Source organism: Sorangium sp. So ce381 (genome assembly GCF_051473845.1).
Taxonomy (GTDB): domain Bacteria; phylum Myxococcota_A; class Polyangia; order Polyangiales; family Polyangiaceae; genus Sorangium; species Sorangium atrum.
Window position 1 is genome coordinate 3,403,251 of the sequence record NZ_CP150336.1, and the last position, 16,320, is coordinate 3,419,570.

At 72.4% G+C, this 16,320-nt stretch carries 16 protein-coding genes; 11 read left to right on the forward strand and 5 right to left on the reverse strand.

The features are described 5' to 3' along the window. Positions 1-79: 79 nt before the first annotated feature. Positions 80-1,297 carry a molybdopterin molybdotransferase MoeA gene (locus WMF29_RS12955; protein ID WP_437329134.1) on the reverse strand — a complete coding sequence of 406 codons (1,218 nt, stop codon included), beginning with the start codon at positions 1,295-1,297 and terminating at the stop codon, positions 80-82. Beyond that, complete coding sequence (locus WMF29_RS12960; RefSeq protein ID WP_437329135.1) at positions 1,294-1,830, reverse strand: MogA/MoaB family molybdenum cofactor biosynthesis protein; 537 nt, start codon at positions 1,828-1,830, stop codon at positions 1,294-1,296. The genes WMF29_RS12955 and WMF29_RS12960 overlap by 4 nt, the downstream gene beginning before the upstream one ends. A 228-nt stretch (positions 1,831-2,058) precedes the next feature. Between WMF29_RS12960 and WMF29_RS12965 the strand changes: the two genes are divergently transcribed. The 8 genes from WMF29_RS12965 to rodA all read left to right on the forward strand — a co-directional run bounded on the left by WMF29_RS12965 (position 2,059) and on the right by rodA (position 10,599). Continuing rightward, on the forward strand, positions 2,059-3,012 hold the full coding sequence (locus WMF29_RS12965; RefSeq protein ID WP_437329136.1) for a prolipoprotein diacylglyceryl transferase: 954 nt from the start codon (positions 2,059-2,061) through the stop codon (positions 3,010-3,012). A 522-nt stretch (positions 3,013-3,534) separates the two neighbouring features. Continuing rightward, positions 3,535-4,473, forward strand: coding sequence for an RNA recognition motif domain-containing protein (locus WMF29_RS12970; protein WP_437329137.1), 939 nt, complete (start codon positions 3,535-3,537; stop codon positions 4,471-4,473). Positions 4,474-4,668: 195 nt separating this feature from the next. Further along, positions 4,669-4,830, forward strand: coding sequence for a 50S ribosomal protein L33 (gene rpmG, locus WMF29_RS12975; RefSeq protein WP_012235039.1), 162 nt, complete (start codon positions 4,669-4,671; stop codon positions 4,828-4,830). Between the two features lie 113 nt (positions 4,831-4,943). After that, positions 4,944-5,978, forward strand: coding sequence for a rod shape-determining protein (locus tag WMF29_RS12980; protein ID WP_276598056.1), 1,035 nt, complete (start codon positions 4,944-4,946; stop codon positions 5,976-5,978). 149 nt (positions 5,979-6,127) lie between these two features. After that, positions 6,128-6,985 (forward strand): rod shape-determining protein MreC, encoded by an 858-nt coding sequence (gene mreC, locus WMF29_RS12985; protein WP_272103238.1) that lies wholly within the window; start codon positions 6,128-6,130, stop codon positions 6,983-6,985. A 4-nt stretch (positions 6,986-6,989) separates the two neighbouring features. Further along, the gene (locus WMF29_RS12990) at positions 6,990-7,514 is read left to right on the forward strand and encodes a hypothetical protein (RefSeq protein WP_272103239.1); all 525 of its coding nucleotides are present in this window, start codon (positions 6,990-6,992) and stop codon (positions 7,512-7,514) included. Beyond that, entirely contained in the window at positions 7,511-9,466 is a 1,956-nt protein-coding gene (gene mrdA, locus WMF29_RS12995) for a penicillin-binding protein 2 (protein WP_437329138.1), read from the forward strand. The genes WMF29_RS12990 and mrdA overlap by 4 nt, the downstream gene beginning before the upstream one ends. After that, on the forward strand, positions 9,463-10,599 hold the full coding sequence (rodA, locus tag WMF29_RS13000) for a rod shape-determining protein RodA (protein WP_272103241.1): 1,137 nt from the start codon (positions 9,463-9,465) through the stop codon (positions 10,597-10,599). The genes mrdA and rodA overlap by 4 nt, the downstream gene beginning before the upstream one ends. Before the next feature lie 21 nt (positions 10,600-10,620). Here the strand turns inward: rodA and WMF29_RS13005 are convergent, their stop codons facing one another. The 3 genes from WMF29_RS13005 to WMF29_RS13015 form a co-directional block, all read right to left on the reverse strand. After that, complete coding sequence (locus WMF29_RS13005; RefSeq protein WP_437329139.1) at positions 10,621-11,922, reverse strand: GTP-binding protein; 1,302 nt, start codon at positions 11,920-11,922, stop codon at positions 10,621-10,623. 130 nt (positions 11,923-12,052) lie between these two features. Then, positions 12,053-12,754 carry a PA14 domain-containing protein gene (locus WMF29_RS13010; RefSeq protein ID WP_437329140.1) on the reverse strand — a complete coding sequence of 234 codons (702 nt, stop codon included), beginning with the start codon at positions 12,752-12,754 and terminating at the stop codon, positions 12,053-12,055. A gap of 93 nt (positions 12,755-12,847) precedes the next feature. Beyond that, entirely contained in the window at positions 12,848-13,852 is a 1,005-nt protein-coding gene (locus WMF29_RS13015) for a rhomboid family intramembrane serine protease (RefSeq protein WP_437329141.1), read from the reverse strand. 367 nt (positions 13,853-14,219) lie between these two features. Between WMF29_RS13015 and WMF29_RS13020 the strand changes: the two genes are divergently transcribed. From WMF29_RS13020 to WMF29_RS13030, 3 genes are read left to right on the forward strand one after another with little or no spacing between them, the layout of a single operon-like run. Continuing rightward, entirely contained in the window at positions 14,220-14,837 is a 618-nt protein-coding gene (locus WMF29_RS13020) for an RNA polymerase sigma factor (protein WP_231864806.1), read from the forward strand. Next, positions 14,834-15,688, forward strand: a complete 855-nt coding sequence (locus WMF29_RS13025; protein WP_437329142.1) for a hypothetical protein — start codon at positions 14,834-14,836, stop codon at positions 15,686-15,688. The genes WMF29_RS13020 and WMF29_RS13025 overlap by 4 nt, the downstream gene beginning before the upstream one ends. Further along, on the forward strand, positions 15,688-16,290 hold the full coding sequence (locus WMF29_RS13030; protein ID WP_437329143.1) for a hypothetical protein: 603 nt from the start codon (positions 15,688-15,690) through the stop codon (positions 16,288-16,290). Before WMF29_RS13025 ends, WMF29_RS13030 begins: the two co-directional genes overlap by 1 nt. Positions 16,291-16,320 lie beyond the last annotated feature (30 nt).

Here is a 16,320-nt window from a genome sequence, read left to right on the forward strand (position 1 = left end):
GGCGGTCGCGTGGCAATGCGGCGCGTTGCAGGCAATGCCACCCGCTGCGCGGCAATGCGGCGCGCAGCGCGGCGTGCGCTCAGATCTCCGCGAGGCGGATGGCCTCGAGGCGATCGCCCGCGTCGATGCGCTCCCGATCGGCCGGCACGAGGACGAGCGCGTCGGCCTCGGCGAAGCTCGTGACGGCGCCCGACGCCTGGTTCGCGGCGATGCGGGCGACGAGCTCGCCGCTCGAGACGTCGAGGCGGGTGCGGAGGAACTCGGCGCGACCGGTCTGGCGCCTGAGCGCGCTGTCCGCGCGGACGATCACGCGGGGGGGCCGCGGCGCCGCGTCGCCCTGGAGCGCGCGGAGCAGCGGCACGCCGAAGAGGACGAACGTGAGCGAGGCCGAGGCCGGATTGCCTGGCAGCCCGAGCACGTGGACGACGCCGCACCGCGAGAGCTCGGCGCGCCCCACCGCGAGCGGCTTGCCCGGCTTGATGGCGACGCGCCAGAAATCGAGCGACACGCCGGCTGCCTCGAGCGCGGGGCGGACGATGTCGTGGTCGCCGACGCTCACGCCGCCGACGGTCACCACGAGATCGGACCCGCGCAGCGCCGTCGACACCGCCTCGGCGGCGCGCGCCGCGTCGTCGGGGACGAACGGCGAGACGCGGACCGCAGCGCCCGCCGCGCGCGCGGTCGCGGCGATGAAGTAGCTGTTCGACTCCGGGATCGTGCCGGCGGGGCCTGGCGAGCCGGGCGCGCGCAGCTCGTCGCCGGAGCACATCACCGTGACCACGGGGCGGCGCGCGACGAGGACGCTCGGGCGATCGAGCGCGGCCGCGAGCGCGACCTTCCCCGGCGTGAGCCGCGCCCCTCGGCGCAGCGGGACGGCGCCCTCCGCGAGGTCCGCGCCACGGCGGCGCACCCAGGCGCCCGCCCGCGGCGCTTCCTGCAGGGTGATCTCGTCGCCGCTGCGCGCGGCGTCCTCCTGCGGCGCGATCGCGTCGGCGCCGGGCGGCAGCCGCGCGCCGGTGAAGATCCGACACGCCGTGCCCGGGTGGAGCGCCGGCAGCGGGCGGCCGGCCGCGCTCTCGCCGCGGACGGGCAGCCTGAAGGGCCCGCTGCCCGCGAGGTCGGCCGAGGCGACGGCGTAGCCGTCCATCGCGCTGTAGTCGAAGGCCGGCATCGCGTCGGCGGCCGCGATGTCCTCGGCAAGCACGCGCCCTGCCGCGTCGTCGAGCGGCACCCGCTCGGGGCCGACCGGGATCGCGGTCGCGAGCAGCCGATCGAGCGCCTCTTCGAAGGGGATCATCCGCGCTGCTCCTCGCCCTGCGCGGCCTGCGGGTGTCGGTGGTGGTGCCCGCCCTTGCCGGACGCCAGCGTGACCGCGTGCGCGAGGACGGGGCCGATGATCTGCGTGACGGCGAGCTCCACCGCCTTCGGGCTGCCGGGCAGCGCGATCACCACGAGCCCTCGCGCGACGCCCGCCGCGGCGCGCGACAGGATTGCGTTCGGCCCGATGGCGTCCCAGCTCAGGCGCCGGAACGCCTCGCCGAAGCCGTCGAGCGTCTTCTCGAAGAGCGGCGCGAGCGCCTCGAGGGTCCGGTCGCGCGGGGCGATCCCGGTCCCGCCTGTGGTGACGACCGCGTCGGCCGAGCCGGCGTCCGCGATCTGGACGATCGCGGCTCGCAGCAGCTCGGGCTCCTCGCGGACGACGGCGTGGGATGTCACGGAGAAGCCGGCGCGCTTCAGGAGCTCGCCGAGGAGCTGTCCGCCCTCGTCATCGTCGAGGGTGCGGGTGTCACTGAGCGTCAGCGTGGCGACGCGCACGGGGGAGCGGCTCATGCGGCAGATTTACGCCTGTCCCCGGCGGTTGGCGAACTCTTGACGACACCGGCGCGACGGCGCTACGGCGCTACGGCGCTACGGCCGATCGAGCGAAGGCGGCCTCGCTGCGTCCCTGGCGCCCCCGCCGCGCCCAGCGAGCCGTCCGCGGCGCGCGGCGCGGCCTTGTCGCTCCGACGTCATCGACGGCGGATGGCTTTCGCCCCGTCGCTGCGCTAGGGGAGCGTCGTGTCAGGCCCTCTGATCCCTTACATCGAGCTCCCCGAGATCCCGCTCGCTTTCCTGGAGCACATCCCGCTCGTGGGGCAGCTCATCGACCCGGCGAAGCCGCCGTCGATCAAGCCGTTCGGCACGCTGGTGGCGCTCGGCGTCTACATCGGCGCCATGGTCGCCACGCGGCACGCCCGCGAGCGGCGCCTCGACGAAAAGAAGATGAGCGAGTTCATCTTCTGGGTCGTGGCGGCCGGGTTCATCGGCGGGCACGTCCTCGACGCGATCTTCTATCACCCGCAGCGCGTCGCCCGGGATCCTCTCTATCTCTTCGCGCTCTGGGACGGCCTGTCGAGCTTCGGCGGCTTCACCGGCGCGCTGATCGGCGCCGTCTCGTGGCGCTTCTATCGCCGCGAGCGGATCCTGCCCTACTGCGAGGTCGTCAACAGCGCGTTTCCGCTCGCGTGGGTCTTCGGGCGCGCAGGCTGCGCGTCGGTCCACGATCATCCGGGCCGCATGTCCGACGCATGGTTCGCTGTCCAATACCCGCTCGGGACGGGGCACGTCGGCCGGTTCGATCTCGGCCTGTATGAGTGTGTGCTCGCGATCCCGCTCGCGATCGCGTTCGTGGTGCTCTGGCGCCGGAACCCCCATCGCCCGCTCGGCTTCTACACGGGGATCATGTGCACCGCGTACGCCCCGGTGCGGTTCGCGCTGGATTTCCTGCGCGAGCGGGAGGGCACGGTCGTCGGCGGCGATCCGCGCTATGGCGGTCTCACTCCGGCGCAGTGGGCCTGCTTCGGTCTGTTCGCGGTGGGGCTCTATTTCCTGCGCATGGCGGCGCGCGGCGAGCCGTCGAGCGCCGGCGCGGACCCGCTGGACGGCTCGCCGCGCGTCGCGGACGACGACCCGTCCGACGAGGACGATGAGCCCGAGGCGCCTCGGGCCTCCCGCGCCCGGGCCGAAAGGTGAGCCCGCAGCTGGGCGCCGTGGACCGGCCGTTTCGGATCTCGGGCAGATCCACGCCGCGCGATGCGCTCATGCGCTGGTCGGCGCTGGACCGCTCGGCCCTCCCGAGCGCCGGGCGTCCCGAGCGCCGGCCTGGCGACGCCCGCCTGTGACGGAGCGCGCGCGCTGCGGAGCCCCTGATCGCCTGGACCTGCGCCCCCGGTCTTCCGGCCCGGCGCTCGCGTGAGGGGCGTAAGGCCCCCGAGGCGCGTGGGGGCCCTGGGACAGCTCCTTCCGGGCCTTCATTTGGCTCGCCCGCCCGTGGCGGGTCCCTTGACGCGCCTGGGGCGCCAGATATCGTGGGGTGGAGTTTGCACCAGAGGGTCGGCCCGCCGACCTTCGCTCGATTGAGCTCGGTCGCTCCTTCCGCCGACGGAGGGGCGATCGAGGCGCGCTCGCGAAAGGCTCCGCATCATCGACATCGATCACGGAGCGAGTGGACCAAAATAAGAGGGAACGCAGGGGCCAACCCCAGGTTTTTCTACAATGGCTGAAGATTCGCGTAAGTTGTTCGTGGCGGGCTTGCCCGACTCCATCACCGAAGACGTTTTGCGGCAGCTCTTCGAGGCCACCGGCGGCAACGTCGTCGAGGTCAGTCTTCCGAAAGATCGCGCGACCGGTCGGCCGCGCGGTTTCGGTTTCGTCACACTCTCGACGACCGGCGAAGCCAACGCCGCGCGCGAGTCGCTCGACGGTTCATTTCAGGGCGGCAAGTCCATCTCGGTCCGCCCCTTCCAGGCCGAGCCGCCGCGGCGCGAGGGGCGCCCGATGGGCCCCGGCGGTGGTCCCGGCGCTGGCCCCGGTGGCCCTGGCGGCGGTGGCGGTATGGGCGGCGGCGGCCCGGCTGCAGCGCCTGATCGCACCCTCTACGTCGGCAATCTCCCCTACGACGCGAGCGTCGAGGAAGTCGAGGGGCTCATCGGCGCGACGGGCGCCGGTCCGGTGGTGCGGGTCCACCTCCCCATGGATCCTGACGGTCGCAAGCGCGGGTTCGGCTTCGTGACGATGGCGAGCGCCGAGGCGGCGCGCGCCGCGATCGATGCCCTGCGCGGCGTGGACGTGCGCGGTCGTCGGCTCGTCGTCAACCTCGCTCACCCGAAGGGTGAGCGGCCGGCGCGCGAGGACCGCCCGGGCGGCTTCGGCGGTGGTGGCGGCGGCTTCGGCGGTGGTGGTGGTGGCGGCTTCGGCGGCGGCGGCGGCGGCTTTGGTGGCGGCGGCGGCGGCTTCGCCGGTGGTGGTGGTGGTGGTGGTGGTGCTCCTCCGCCGCCTGCGCGCAAGACGTTCGATGATCGCCGGCGGCGCGGCGGTCACGACGGGGATGGTCCTCCCGGCGGCGGAGGCGGCGCCGGTGGTGGTGGCGGCCGGCGCAGCAACAACAAGAACTGGGATCGCGGCCGCGGCGGTGACGACTGGGACGACGAATGAGCGCTCCCGGTTGACAACTGCATCGTTTCTCGTAGGGTAGCGCCCTCCAGACGGGCGGTCGGGCGTCGCTGATCCGGCACACGTCCTCTGGTGCCCCCCGCCGGTTGCGGTGCTAGCGCTTCCCGTGCTGCCCGTGCCTAGGTTCAACCAGGGCCGCCTGTGGAAACAGGTCGGCCCTGTCTTCGGAGACCTCCGATGCGCGACATCATCAAGCTGACGTGCGGCAACTGCGGCCGCGCGAACTACCACACGACGAAGAACAAGCGGACGATGACGGACAAGTTCGTCATCAAGAAGTTCTGCCCGACCGAGCGCAAGCACACCGAGCACAAAGAAGGCAAGATCTCGAAGGGCTAGGCCACGCTGCACCGATGGCCGCTGCCGCCGGGCCCGCGCAAGCGGGCCTCGGGTCGGGCTGCTGCGTCCTCCGTGGTGCTCGGTTTAACCTCTTTCCTTTCTAGGGCGAAGCGATGATCTTCGACTGGCTCTACGGCCTGTTCTCGAACGATCTCGCGATCGATCTCGGCACCGCAACCACCCTCATCTACGTGAAGGGCAAGGGCATCGTGTCATGCGAGCCCTCGGTGGTCGCCGTCCAGCGCGATGCTCGCGGCGGCAAGAAGGTGCTCGCCGTCGGCCGCGAGGCGAAGGAGATGCTCGGTCGCACCCCAGGCAACATCCAGGCGGTGCGGCCTCTGCGCGACGGCGTCATCGCCGACTTCGAGATCACCGAGGCGATGCTCCGGTATTTCATCGCGCGCGCGCACAACCGCCGCACGCTCGTCAAGCCGCGCATCATCATCTGCGTCCCCTTCGGCATCACCGAGGTCGAGAAGCGGGCAGTGAAGGAGAGCGCCGAGGGCGCTGGCGCGCGCGAGGTCTACCTCATCGAGGAGCCGATGGCGGCGGCGATCGGCGCCGGGCTGCCGATCACCGAGCCGAGCGGCAACATGGTCGTCGACATCGGCGGCGGCACGACCGAGGTCGCCGTGATCTCCCTCGCCGGCATCGTCTACTCGCAGAGCGTGCGCGTCGGCGGCGACAAGATGGACGAGTCGATCATGGCGTACATGAAGCGCAAGTACAACATGGCCATCGGCGAGCAGACCGCGGAGCGCATCAAGATCACGATCGGCAACGCGTACCCGCTCGAGCAGCAGCTCACGATGGAGGTCAAGGGGCGTGACATGGTCGCGGGCATCCCCAAGACGGTCGTCGTCAACTCGGACGAGATCCGCGACTCGCTGAGCGAGCCGACGAACGCCATCGTGGACGCCGTGCTCATCGCGCTGGAGCGCACGCCGCCCGAGCTGGCGGCCGACATCGTCGACAAGGGCATCGTGCTCACCGGCGGCGGCTCGCTCCTCAAGAACCTCGACGTGCTCCTCCGCGAGGAGACGGGGTTGCCCGTGATGGTGTGCGACGACCCGATCAGCGCCGTGGTGCTCGGCAGCGGCAAGGCGCTGGATCACCTCGAGCTCTTGAAAGAGGTCACGATCAGCTGAGGGTCGTCTTCGTGTCCCGCCCGTGAGCACGCCGGCGGGGGTGTTTGCGGCGCGCGGCGAGCCGCCCCGCGCCGGGGTGGGCGCCGCGCGCGGCGTCGAGAGGGGTGGCCTCGCGGGGCGCCTCGTACTACCTGGGTCCGGGAGCCACGGTGAACCTCAAACGCTACCGCGACTTCGTGATCGTGCTGTTGGCGCTCGCGGTGCCGTTCTGGTTCCTGCGCGCCAGCATGCGCGACCCCAAGCAGAACACGGGGGCCGACCGGATCATCATCAGCATCGCGGCGCCGATCCAGTACGCGGCCGCGACGCTGGCGCGTGGGATCTCGAACCTCTGGGGCGACTACATCTACCTGGTCGACGTCAAGGAAGACAACGCCAGGCAGGCCTCGCAGGTCGCCCGCCTCCGAGAGCGGGTGCGGAAGCTCGAGGCGCTCGAGGAAGAGAACCGCCGCCTGCGCAGGCTGCTCGACCTGCGCCAGAGCCTCCGGACCGACGTGGTGAGCGCCCAGGTCGTCGGCAAGAGCACCAACGATTTCTTCCGGGTCGTTCGCGTCACGCTCGATCGCGAGGCGCGGGACATCGTCTCCAACTTGCCGGTCCTCTCCGCGGACGGCGTGGTCGGCACGACGCTGAAGAGCGCCGGCGACACGGTCGACGTGCGGCTCGTCGTCGACGGGGGCAGCGGCGTCGACGTGGTGGTCGAGCGCACCGGCGCGCGCGGCTTCGTCCGCGGCACGGGCGACGAGAGCAAGTACTCCTGCAGCGTCGAGTACGTGCAGCGCACCGACGAGATCGAGGTCGGCGACCTCCTCGTGACGAGCGGCGTCGGCCGGCGCTTCCCGAAGGGGATCCCGGTCGGGACCGTGACGCAGGTCGTCCGCCGCGACTTCGGCATTTACCAGCAGGTGTACGTCGCGCCCGCGGTCGATTTCTCGCGGCTGGAGGAGGTGCTCATCGTGACGACGACGCCGCCGGAGGAGACGCCCCCCCAGGCGCAGCGGAGGTGACGCGATGAGAAACTCCGCGTTCCTGGCGATGGGGGCCGCCCTGCTGATCCTTCAGTCGAACCTGTTCCGGCTCATCGGCAAGCTGAACATCCCCGGCTCCACGCCGAGCCTTCTCCTGCCGCTCGTCGTGTTCATGGGGGTGCACGAGTACTCGATCGCGCGGGGCGCCGCGCTCGCGTTCCTGCTCGGGTACCTGCTCGATCTCTTCACCGGCGCGCCGGTCGGGCTGTTCACCTTCATCACCGTCGCGACCTTCGTCGTGTCGCGGGCGGCCGGCGTGCGGCTCGCCGCGCAGACGCTCCTCACGAAGATCGCGCTGGCCTTCGTCTTCGGCCTCGTCGAGGGGGTGCTCATCGTGATCCTCACCGCCATCTTCGGGGGCGACGCGGCGCGCACCCGCGCGCTCGCCCGGCTCGTCGCGCCGCACGCTGTCTCCACGGCGCTGTTCGCGCCGTTCGTCTTCCGGCTGGCCGAGCGCGTGCATCAGGCGACGATCAACGTCCCGCGGCCAGGGGAGAGCCCGCGGTGAGCCTGCTCGTCCAGCGCTCCGACGTGAGCGAGTTCCGCCGGCGCTTCCGGTGGATCGCGCTCGGCATGGTCGTCGGCTTCATGGTGCTCCTCGGGCGCCTGTTCTACCTGCAGGTCCTCGAGGTCGACGAGAACAAGGCCATCGCTCGCGAGAACATCGTCCGGCGCGTGACGCTCGCGACCACGCGCGGGATCATCCGGGACAAGAACGGCAAGGTGCTCGCGGCGAGCCGGCCGTCGTACAACGTCTACGTCGTCCCGCGGCGCCTCGACATGGAGACGATCTGGCCGAAGCTCGTCGAGTACCTCGGCGTCGGGATCGAGGAGCGCGCGAGGCTGGAGGCGCTGATCACCTCGATCCGCGCCGACGAGGGCCCGCGCAAGAACCAGCAGATCCTGCTCAAGGAGGACATCTCGCGCGACGCCGTGGCGACCTTGGCGACGCACGACGCCGAGCTGCCGGGGGTCGACGTGGTGCCTGTCCCGGTGCGCTACTACCCGTACGAGGAGGTCGGCTCGCACGTCCTCGGCTACATGGCCGAGGTGGACGCCGAGCGGCTCGCGTCGCTCCGCAGCGTCGGCTACATCGAGGGCGATCGCATCGGCGTCACCGGGATCGAGCGCGCCTGGGAGAGCTACCTGCGTGGCACGCGCGGCTGGGAGAAGGTGCTCGTCGACGCCAAGGGGCGGCGCAGGGCGGGCGGCGACGGGATCATCGAGGAGCCGCGGCGGGTGGACCCGATCCCCGGCCGCGATCTCCGGCTGACGCTCGACGCCGACATCCAGAAGGCGATCGACAAGGCGATGCGCGGCGAGCTCGCCGGCGGCGTCGCGGTCATCGACGTGCGCACCGGGCGCATCCTCGGGCTGTACTCGAAGCCCGGCTACAACCCGAACGCGCTCTCCGGCGGCTCGGGGAAGCAGGTCATCCGCGACGCGTTCAGGCGGCTCTACTCCGATCCGCTGAAGCCCGCGCTCGACAAGACGCTGTCCGGGGCGTACCCGCCCGGCTCGACGTTCAAGCCGTTCACCGCGCTGGCGGCGCTCGAGAAGGGGCTCATCGATCCCCGCCAGTCCTCGCGGTGCCGGGGCGCGCTGACGTTCGGCAAGCGCACCTTCCGGTGCACGCACGTGCACGGGCCGGTCGCGATGCAGCAGGCGATCGCGGAGTCGTGCAACGTCTACTTCTACCGGCTCGCGGCGGAGTACGGCGTCGGCATGGACGTCATCGCGGAGATGGGCCAGCGCTATGGGCTCGGCGCGCGGACGGGGCTCGGCATCAACGCCGAGGCGGGGGGCAGGATGCCCACCCGGGCGTGGATGACGCTCCGGAACAAGGGCCAGTTCCGCCTCGGTTTCGGCCTGAACGCGGCGATCGGCCAGGGCGCGACGACGGTCACGGTGCTCCAGCTCGCGCTCGCGTACGCGGCGCTCGCGAACGGCGGCACGCTGTACCAGCCGCAGATCGTGCGGGCCGTCGAGACGAGCGCCGGCACGGTCGTCCAGGAGTTCACGCCGCGCGTGCGCCGCCAGATCGACATCCGGCCGGAGAACCTCTCCCTCGTGCACCGGGCGATGGTCGCCGGCGTGAACGAGGAGGGCGGCACGGCGTTCAAGGCGCGCGTCGCGGGCGTGGAGATGGCGGGCAAGACGGGGACCGCGCAGGTCTCGCACCGGCTCACCCGCGGCGTCGAGGCCGAGCGGGTCTGGTACTTCAACCGCGAGCACGCCTGGTTCGCCGGCTACGCGCCGACGCGCTCGCCCGAGGTCGCCGTGGTCGTGCTCGTCGAGCACGGCGGCACGGGCGGCAAGCACGCGGCGCCGGTCGCCTTCGAGGTCGTCCGCGCGTACCAGGAGCTCGCGAAGGAGCGTCGCGGCGGCCCGAACGAGGGGCCGCGAGCGGGCAAGAGCAGCGCGGGCCGCGCGCCCGCCGTGTCGGGGCGCACGCCATGATCCGGGGTGACTCTCTCTCTTCGCGCGATCGCGATCATTTCGACTGGCCGCTCTTCATCGCCGCGGTGTCCATCGCGGTGCTCGGCGTGGTCAACCTCTACAGCGCGACGAGCGTCTACTCCGGCGCGCGCGCGGAGCTCTACATCAGCCAGGTGTACTGGCTGTTCATGGGCGGCATCATCGGCGGCGTGCTGATCGCGCTCGACTACCGCCACCTGGAGCGCCTCGGCTACGTGCTCTACACGTTCGGCGTCTTCTCGCTGGCGCTCGTCTTCGTGCTCGCGCGCGACGTGCGCGGCTCCGCGCGGTGGATCGAGTTCGGCGCGTTCCGGTTCCAGCCCAGCGAGTTCATGAAGGTGTTCCTCGTGATCGCGCTGGCGAAGTTCCTGCACGACGATCCGCGCAACGAGGGCCGCACCCTCCGCGATCTGGCGATCCCGGCGGCGCTGACGGCGGTCCCTGCGCTCCTCGTGCTCAAGCAGCCCGATCTGGGGACGGCGCTCATCCTCGTGTTCGTCTTCCTGACGATCGCGGCGGTCACGCGCGTGCGGTGGAGGAGCGCCGCGCTGTTCGTCGTGTCCATCGCGGTGGCGATCCCGATCGTCTGGGAGTACGTGCTGCTCGACTACCAGCGCGCGCGCGTGCTCGTGTTCCTCCACCCCGAGGAAGATCTCCTGCACCGCGGCTGGCACGCCCACCACTCGCGCGTCGCGATCGGCAACGGCGGTCTGTTCGGCAGCGGGTACCTGAGGGGCACCCAGAACCAGTTCCTCTTCCTGCCGGATCAGTTCACGGACTTCCCGTTCCCCGTCTTCGCCGAGGAGTGGGGGTTCATCGGGTGCATGGTCCTCGTGTGCCTCTATGCGTTCCTGGTCGTGTGGGGGATCCGCATCGCCTCGATGGCGAAGGATCGCTTCGGCGCGGTGCTCGGCGTCGGCTGCGCGGCGATCATCTTCTGGCACGCGGTCATCAACCTCGGCATGACGTCGGGCGTGCTGCCGGTCGTCGGTGTCACGCTGCCCCTGTTCTCGTACGGCGGATCGAGCGTGACCACGGTGATGGTGGCGATCGCGCTCCTCATGAGCGTGTCGATGCGCCGCTACTCCGGCGTCGCCTCGCTCGATCGGCTGTGATGGCGCGCCGTACGGACCGCGTCAGATCGCGCTTTCGGCGAGCCGCGCTTCGACGACGAACGCGAAGGCCTTGAGCGCGTCGCGCTCGGTGATCTCGCCGCCAGCGCGCGCTCTGCGGACCACGGCGCGAAAGCCGAGGTAACGGCGCCCGTCCAGGCCGAGCAGCGCCGGCACCGTCGCGGGGTCGCGCGCCGTGCCGCTCGATCCCGCGAGCTCCGCCGCTCTGTCGAAGATCGCCGCGACGAGCGCGTCGCAGCGCTCGATCGCCACGGCATACCCCTCCGCGGCGATCGCCGCCTCGATCTCCGCGATCGCCTCCCGCTCGGCGGTCGGCCAGAGCGCGACGAACGAGAGGCCCGGCTGGGCGAGGTGCTTCGTCGCCGCGGACGGGCCGTCCGCGCGCGCGGTCGCCGGGGCGTCCGCCGGCGCGGCCAGCCTCCGGGCCGCGAGCTGCAGCGACGACGCGAGCCCGCGGCTCACCGGATCCCTGACGCCGGCGCTGCGCGGCGCGAGCTCGACGCCAGGCGATGCCTTCGCGCCGGGCGCGGCCGCGCCCTCGCTCGGATCGCCGATCGTCGAGTCCGGTGGCATCGTCGACCACGGCTTGCTGGGCGGCGCGAGCCGCGAGATCACCGCGTCGAGCGGCGCCGACGGCGGCGGCGACGCGTCGCGAAGGGCGGTGGCGAGCCCGCCCTCGATCGCGTCGAACCCGCCCAGCCCGCTCCCCATCGCGTCGGGCAGGCGGCTCTCGAACGCGCGAAGGACCGCGGCGCTGATCTCCTCGAGCCCCTCGTAGAGGCCGAGCCCCGTCTTCGCCGACGTGGCCAGCGAGGAGACGCGGGACGGGTTCAACATCGCGTCGAGCTCCGAAAGCGGCAGCAAATCAGGCAAATCGCGCTTGTTGTGCTGGAAGATGTGCGGGACGTGATCGAGCGCCCGCCCCTGCTCGGCGAGGTTTTCGCGCAGGTTCTCCATGCTCTCCAGGTTGGCGTCGGCGCGCACGGCCTGCGAATCGCTGACGAACACGATGCCGTCGGCGCCCGTGAGCACCAGCTTTCGGGTCGCGTTGAAGTAGACCTGCCCTGGCACCGTGAAGAGCTGGAGCCTCACGTTCATCCCGCGCAGCTGCGGGAGCCGGACCGGCAAGAAGTCGAAGTAGAGCGTTCGATCGACCGGCGTCGCGAGGGAGACGAGCTTGCCGCGGTACTCGGGCTTCGCCGTGGCGTGCAAGTACTCCAGCGTGGTCGTCTTCCCGCCCAGGCCGGGCCCGTAATAGACGATCTTGAAGACGAGCTCGCGCGACAGTGGGTTCACCGACGCCATGGGCGCCGGCGACGATACACGAAAAGGCGGACGAGGGCGCTGGGGCGTGCGCGGGCGCATGAAAGCCCGCCGCGCGCCCCGCGTGCCCGCCAGGGCGGATCGCCGGCGGAGCGGCCCGCGCGGCGCTCCGTCAGCGGAGCCCGACGAGCGGCTCGAACTTGTCCTTCTGGCCGATCTGGAGCAAGAGCGCGACCTGGCCCCGCTGCGCCTGGAAGTAGTCGAGCCGCAGCCGGTGCGTCCCCTCCGTGAGGCGGGCCTCGCCGTCCACGGTCTTCGCGCTGTGGACGCCGTCGTTCGCGACCACGCGCTTGTCGTCGATGTAGAGGATCGCGCCGTCGTCCGAGGTGAGCCTGAGCTGGAACACGCCTTCCTGGGGCGCCTTGAACTCGCCCTCGAACCGGATCGCGAACCACTCGTTCTGCGAGAGCGCGCCAGGGAAGCCGCCGGAGAAGTCCTGCGACTTCACCTCGAACTTGTCCGTGTACAGCACAGCGAACGGCACGAGCCCGTCGAAGCTCGGGAGCTTCTGGGTGTTCTCGGGGAGCACGTAGGCGAGCCCCCGGAAGGCGCCGCCTTCCCCGTTGCCGAACGCGTTCGGGGCGGTGATGCGCGGCGCGTTGTTCGTGGGCAGGCGCCACTTCTGGGTCCTGCGCCGCTCCGGCTCCGGGTCGGGCTTGGCCGGCTTGCGCGACCGGGAGGCTTTCTTTGCGGGCGGCGGGGGCGGCGGCGAGGCCTCTGCCGGCGTGTTGCCGCTCTGGATGGTGACATGGCAGCCGCTGAGGAGAGACGCGGCAAGCACGCACGAGGCGATGTGCGACGAGGTTCGGACCATGACGTCTCCTGGGAGGGAACGGGCGGATTGGCCCGTCCCCACGTGAATGCGAGGATGGCGCTTAGACGTTCGAGCCGTGCGCCGCAATCAGCGTCACATCGCGTCAGGGGCCCCCGGCGCGAGCGAGCCTGCCGGCCGAGGGCCGAGCGCCTCGAGCGCGTCCTCGGGAGGCCGCTTGGACTGGCCGTGCAGCGCGGGCCCAGGCGCTTCCTGCCGCGCGTTCCCGTCGAGCGATTCCGCGGCGCGCCAGACCGGCGAGCGCTGGGCGAGCACGAGCGCGGCGAGGCAGGCGAGCACGCTGGCGAGCGCGCCGGCGTTCATCACGCCCTCGTACCGGCCGCGCGCGGGGCCCGCGTAGCCCAGCCCGAGCAGCGCGCCGCTGGCCAGGCCCCCGATGTGCGCAGCGTTGTTGATGCGTACGCCCGTGCCCGATGCGTTCACGACGAAGCCGAAGAGGACGATGTAAAACACGGCCTGGAGCGCGAGGTCCTTCCATCGCGGGTCGCGGCGGCGGAGCAGCCAGCCGAGCAGGAGGCCCATCACGCCGAACACGGCGCCGCTCGCCCCCGCGGTGCACACGACCTCGGGCTGCACGACGAGGTTCCATGCGGCGCTCGCGCCGAAGCCGCACAGGCCCGTGAGCACGTAGGTGATCGCGAACCGCGCCGAGCCGACGGCGGGCTCGGCGGCGCGGGCGAGCATGCCGAGCGTCACCATGTTCATGCCGAAGTGGAGGACGCCCATGTGCACGAAGACCGCAGAGAGCAGCCGGAACGGCTCGAAGGGCGCGCCGGGCACGAGGAGGAGCGCGCCGAAGCGGAGGTAGCTCGACGCGTCCCATGGCGAGAGGAGGCCGAGATCGCGGGAGTGCGCGGCCATCAGCTGGCCGACGAACACGAACGCCGTGAGCCCGCCCAGGATCTTGGTCGCGAGCAGGCTTCGCCCGTCGAGGCGTCCTCTGGTCGGCGCGGCGTGGGCAGGAGGCGCGAGGAGCGGCGCGCCGCACCGGATGCAGCGGCTGAAGTCGCCGCCGTTGAGGGCGCCGCAGCGCGCGCAGTGCAGCGAGCGCCTCTGTTCGCCGGACGGCCCCGCCGTCACAGGGCGGTCCCGAAGCGCTGCCCGAAGCCGGGGTGTTGGGGGGACCTGAACGCTGTATCGAGGGTCACCTGGGCTCCTTTCACGTCGGACGCTCCGCGTGGAGGCCGGCACAATGTGGCGGCTCCTGGCCGTAAGGTCCACGGCTTTGGGCCGTTGTCGAGGGGTGAATGCCGTGGCCCTCCCGCGCTCGGTTTCGCCTGCGGTTCCGCCTGCCGGTGCGCGCGCCCTCCTCGCCGGGGGCGCGCGGCGGCCCGACGGCGGCGCGCGGGGGCTCCTCGACCGCGGGGCGCGCCGGCCCGAGAGGGGCGCGAGGCGGACACCGGTGCGCTCCGTTCTGCGTCCGGGTATCGTCGCCGCTGTGACGGCGGTGGCAGCAGCGAGGCCCGATCTCGAGGCGGAGCGCCTGCTGTGCGAGCGCGCCGCGCAGGGCGATCGCCTCGCGCTCGGGCAGCTGCTCCGCAAGTACGGGCCAGCGCTGTACCGCGCGGTGCTGTTGCCCCGCCTCGGCTCCGACGCGGCCGCGCAGGACGCTCTGGCCGAGACGTACGCGCGCGTGATCGAGCGATTCTACCAGTTCCAGTGGCAGAGCTGCGGCATCTATCCCTGGCTCCGCGTCATCGCGCTGCGCATCGCGCTCGACATGCTCCGCGCGCGCCGCCGCGAGGCGCTCTTCGAGCCCGAGGATCTTCAGCGCGAGATCGACGCCGCGGAGACCGACCTCACCGCGCGTGGAGAGGCCGAGCTCTGCGAGAAGCGCGATCTCGCCGACGCGCGGGCGCGTGTCGAGGACGCGCTCGGGCGCCTCAACCCCCGTTACGCCGAGGCCATCCGGCTACGCGTGCTCGACGAGCGGCCTCGCGACGAGGTGGCCCTCGCGCTCGGCGTCAGCGTGGCGACGTTCGATGTCGTCCTGCACCGCGCCATGACCGCGCTGAAGAAGGCGCTCGCCGCGCCGCGCGCGGAGCGCAAGGAAGGAGCGCGATGAAGCCGCGGCCGCCCTCGGATCCGCGCTCGCCGCCGACCGGCGACGGCCCCCTGGAGCGCCGCGCCGGCGCGGATCGCGGCCGGCGGCTCGCGCTCGTCGCGCCTGCCGCGGAGCCCTTCGCGCCTGCGTCCGACGACGAGCAGCGCGCGGCGCGCGAGCTCGCGGAGGCGCTCGATCGCGGCGAGGTGCCGCTCGCGGACGCGCTCAGGGCGGCGGCCCGCCCCGCCGGGCTCGACAGGGCGGACCACGAGGCGCTGCTCGCGCGCGCGCTCGGTGACGAGGGCGCGCCGCCGACCAAGGCCGAGCTGCGCGCCGCCGAGCGCCTGCGGGAGGCGATCGAGCCCCGCGCCGCGTTCGGCGGTCGGCCGGGGCACGGCGGAGGCTCCGGGGGCGAGGGGGCGCTCGGCTCGCCTGACGCGCGCGACGAGCTCGCGGAGCTCGCTGTTGCGCTCCGAGCCGCGTGGCGTCCCGCGGCGCTCCCGGAGCTCCGGGGGCGCGCGCTCATCGACCAGGCCTTCCGCGCCTCGCCCGCGCGCGGCCCCCGGCGCATCGCGCCTGTGACGATGGCGGCGCTCTCGACCCTCGCCGCGGCCGCGGCGGCCGTGGCGCTGATCTTCGGCCAGAGCAGGGAGGAGCGCGCCTCCGTCGCGCGCGCGCCCGCGGCCGCTGCTCCGGCCGCGGCGGTCGCCGCGCGGCCCCTGCTGATCGAGGCGCGCTCGACCGCCGCGCTCTTCGATCCGGCCGCGCCCTTTCCTCGGGAGGGCGGTCAGACGGAGCGGATCGACCGCATCGCCGCCGCGCGCGCGTCGGATCTGCGCCAGAACCGCTACGCGGCGTGGGGGGTGCGCTGATGCGGGGCTCGCACCTGGTCGCCCTCTGCCTGGGGCTCCTCGCAGCGGCGCACCTCGGGTGCGCCCCGGGCGACGAGCGGGCGCGCGCTGCCGGGGACCCGGGCGATCCGGCGTGCGCATGCGCCTCGGCCCAGGTCGTCGATCCCACGCTCCTCGCCTTCCTCTCGAGGGCGCGCGCAGCGCACCATGCCGCCGACGTCGCGCTCGGCGCGGGCGAGCGCGCCGCTGCGCTCCGCGCCCTGGAGGGGATCATCGCCGCGCCGAGGCCGCCGGGGGCGCCGCCGGAGGTCGCCGAGGTGACGGCGGATACGTACGCCCGGCTGGCGGAGCTCCGGAGCGAGGCCGGCGAGTTCGACGCCGCGGCGCGCGACATCGACGCGGGCCTCCGGTTGGCGCCGGCGCCTTCTCATTATCAGGGCCACCTCTACGAGGTCGCGGGCGTTGTCGAGGAGCGCCGCGCGAAGGCGCTCGAGGCCAAGGGGGATCGCGAGGCGGCGACGCAGGCCCGCGCGCGGGCGGTCGGGCTGCTGGAGCGGGCGATCTCGATCCAGGACCAGGTGATCACCGAGGCCCTGAAGGGCCCCGGGGAAAAGCCGCGCTGAAGGGCGCGCTCACCGTGGTCTGCAATTGCG

Excerpts from the sequence above, each read along its gene's own strand:
- WMF29_RS13005 (WP_437329139.1), bottom strand. The coding sequence starts at position 11,922 with ATGGCGTCGGTGAACCCACTGTCGCGCGAGCTCGTCTTCAAGATCGTC.
- WMF29_RS12960 (WP_437329135.1), bottom strand. The coding sequence starts at position 1,830 with ATGAGCCGCTCCCCCGTGCGCGTCGCCACGCTGACGCTCAGTGACACC.
- WMF29_RS12980 (WP_276598056.1), top strand. The coding sequence starts at position 4,944 with ATGATCTTCGACTGGCTCTACGGCCTGTTCTCGAACGATCTCGCGATC.
- WMF29_RS12990 (WP_272103239.1), top strand. The coding sequence starts at position 6,990 with ATGAGAAACTCCGCGTTCCTGGCGATGGGGGCCGCCCTGCTGATCCTT.
- rpmG (WP_012235039.1), top strand. The coding sequence starts at position 4,669 with ATGCGCGACATCATCAAGCTGACGTGCGGCAACTGCGGCCGCGCGAAC.
- WMF29_RS12955 (WP_437329134.1), bottom strand. The coding sequence starts at position 1,297 with ATGATCCCCTTCGAAGAGGCGCTCGATCGGCTGCTCGCGACCGCGATC.
- WMF29_RS13010 (WP_437329140.1), bottom strand. The coding sequence starts at position 12,754 with ATGGTCCGAACCTCGTCGCACATCGCCTCGTGCGTGCTTGCCGCGTCT.
- rodA (WP_272103241.1), top strand. The coding sequence starts at position 9,463 with ATGATCCGGGGTGACTCTCTCTCTTCGCGCGATCGCGATCATTTCGAC.
- WMF29_RS13030 (WP_437329143.1), top strand. The coding sequence starts at position 15,688 with ATGCGGGGCTCGCACCTGGTCGCCCTCTGCCTGGGGCTCCTCGCAGCG.
- WMF29_RS13025 (WP_437329142.1), top strand. The coding sequence starts at position 14,834 with ATGAAGCCGCGGCCGCCCTCGGATCCGCGCTCGCCGCCGACCGGCGAC.
- WMF29_RS12970 (WP_437329137.1), top strand. The coding sequence starts at position 3,535 with ATGGCTGAAGATTCGCGTAAGTTGTTCGTGGCGGGCTTGCCCGACTCC.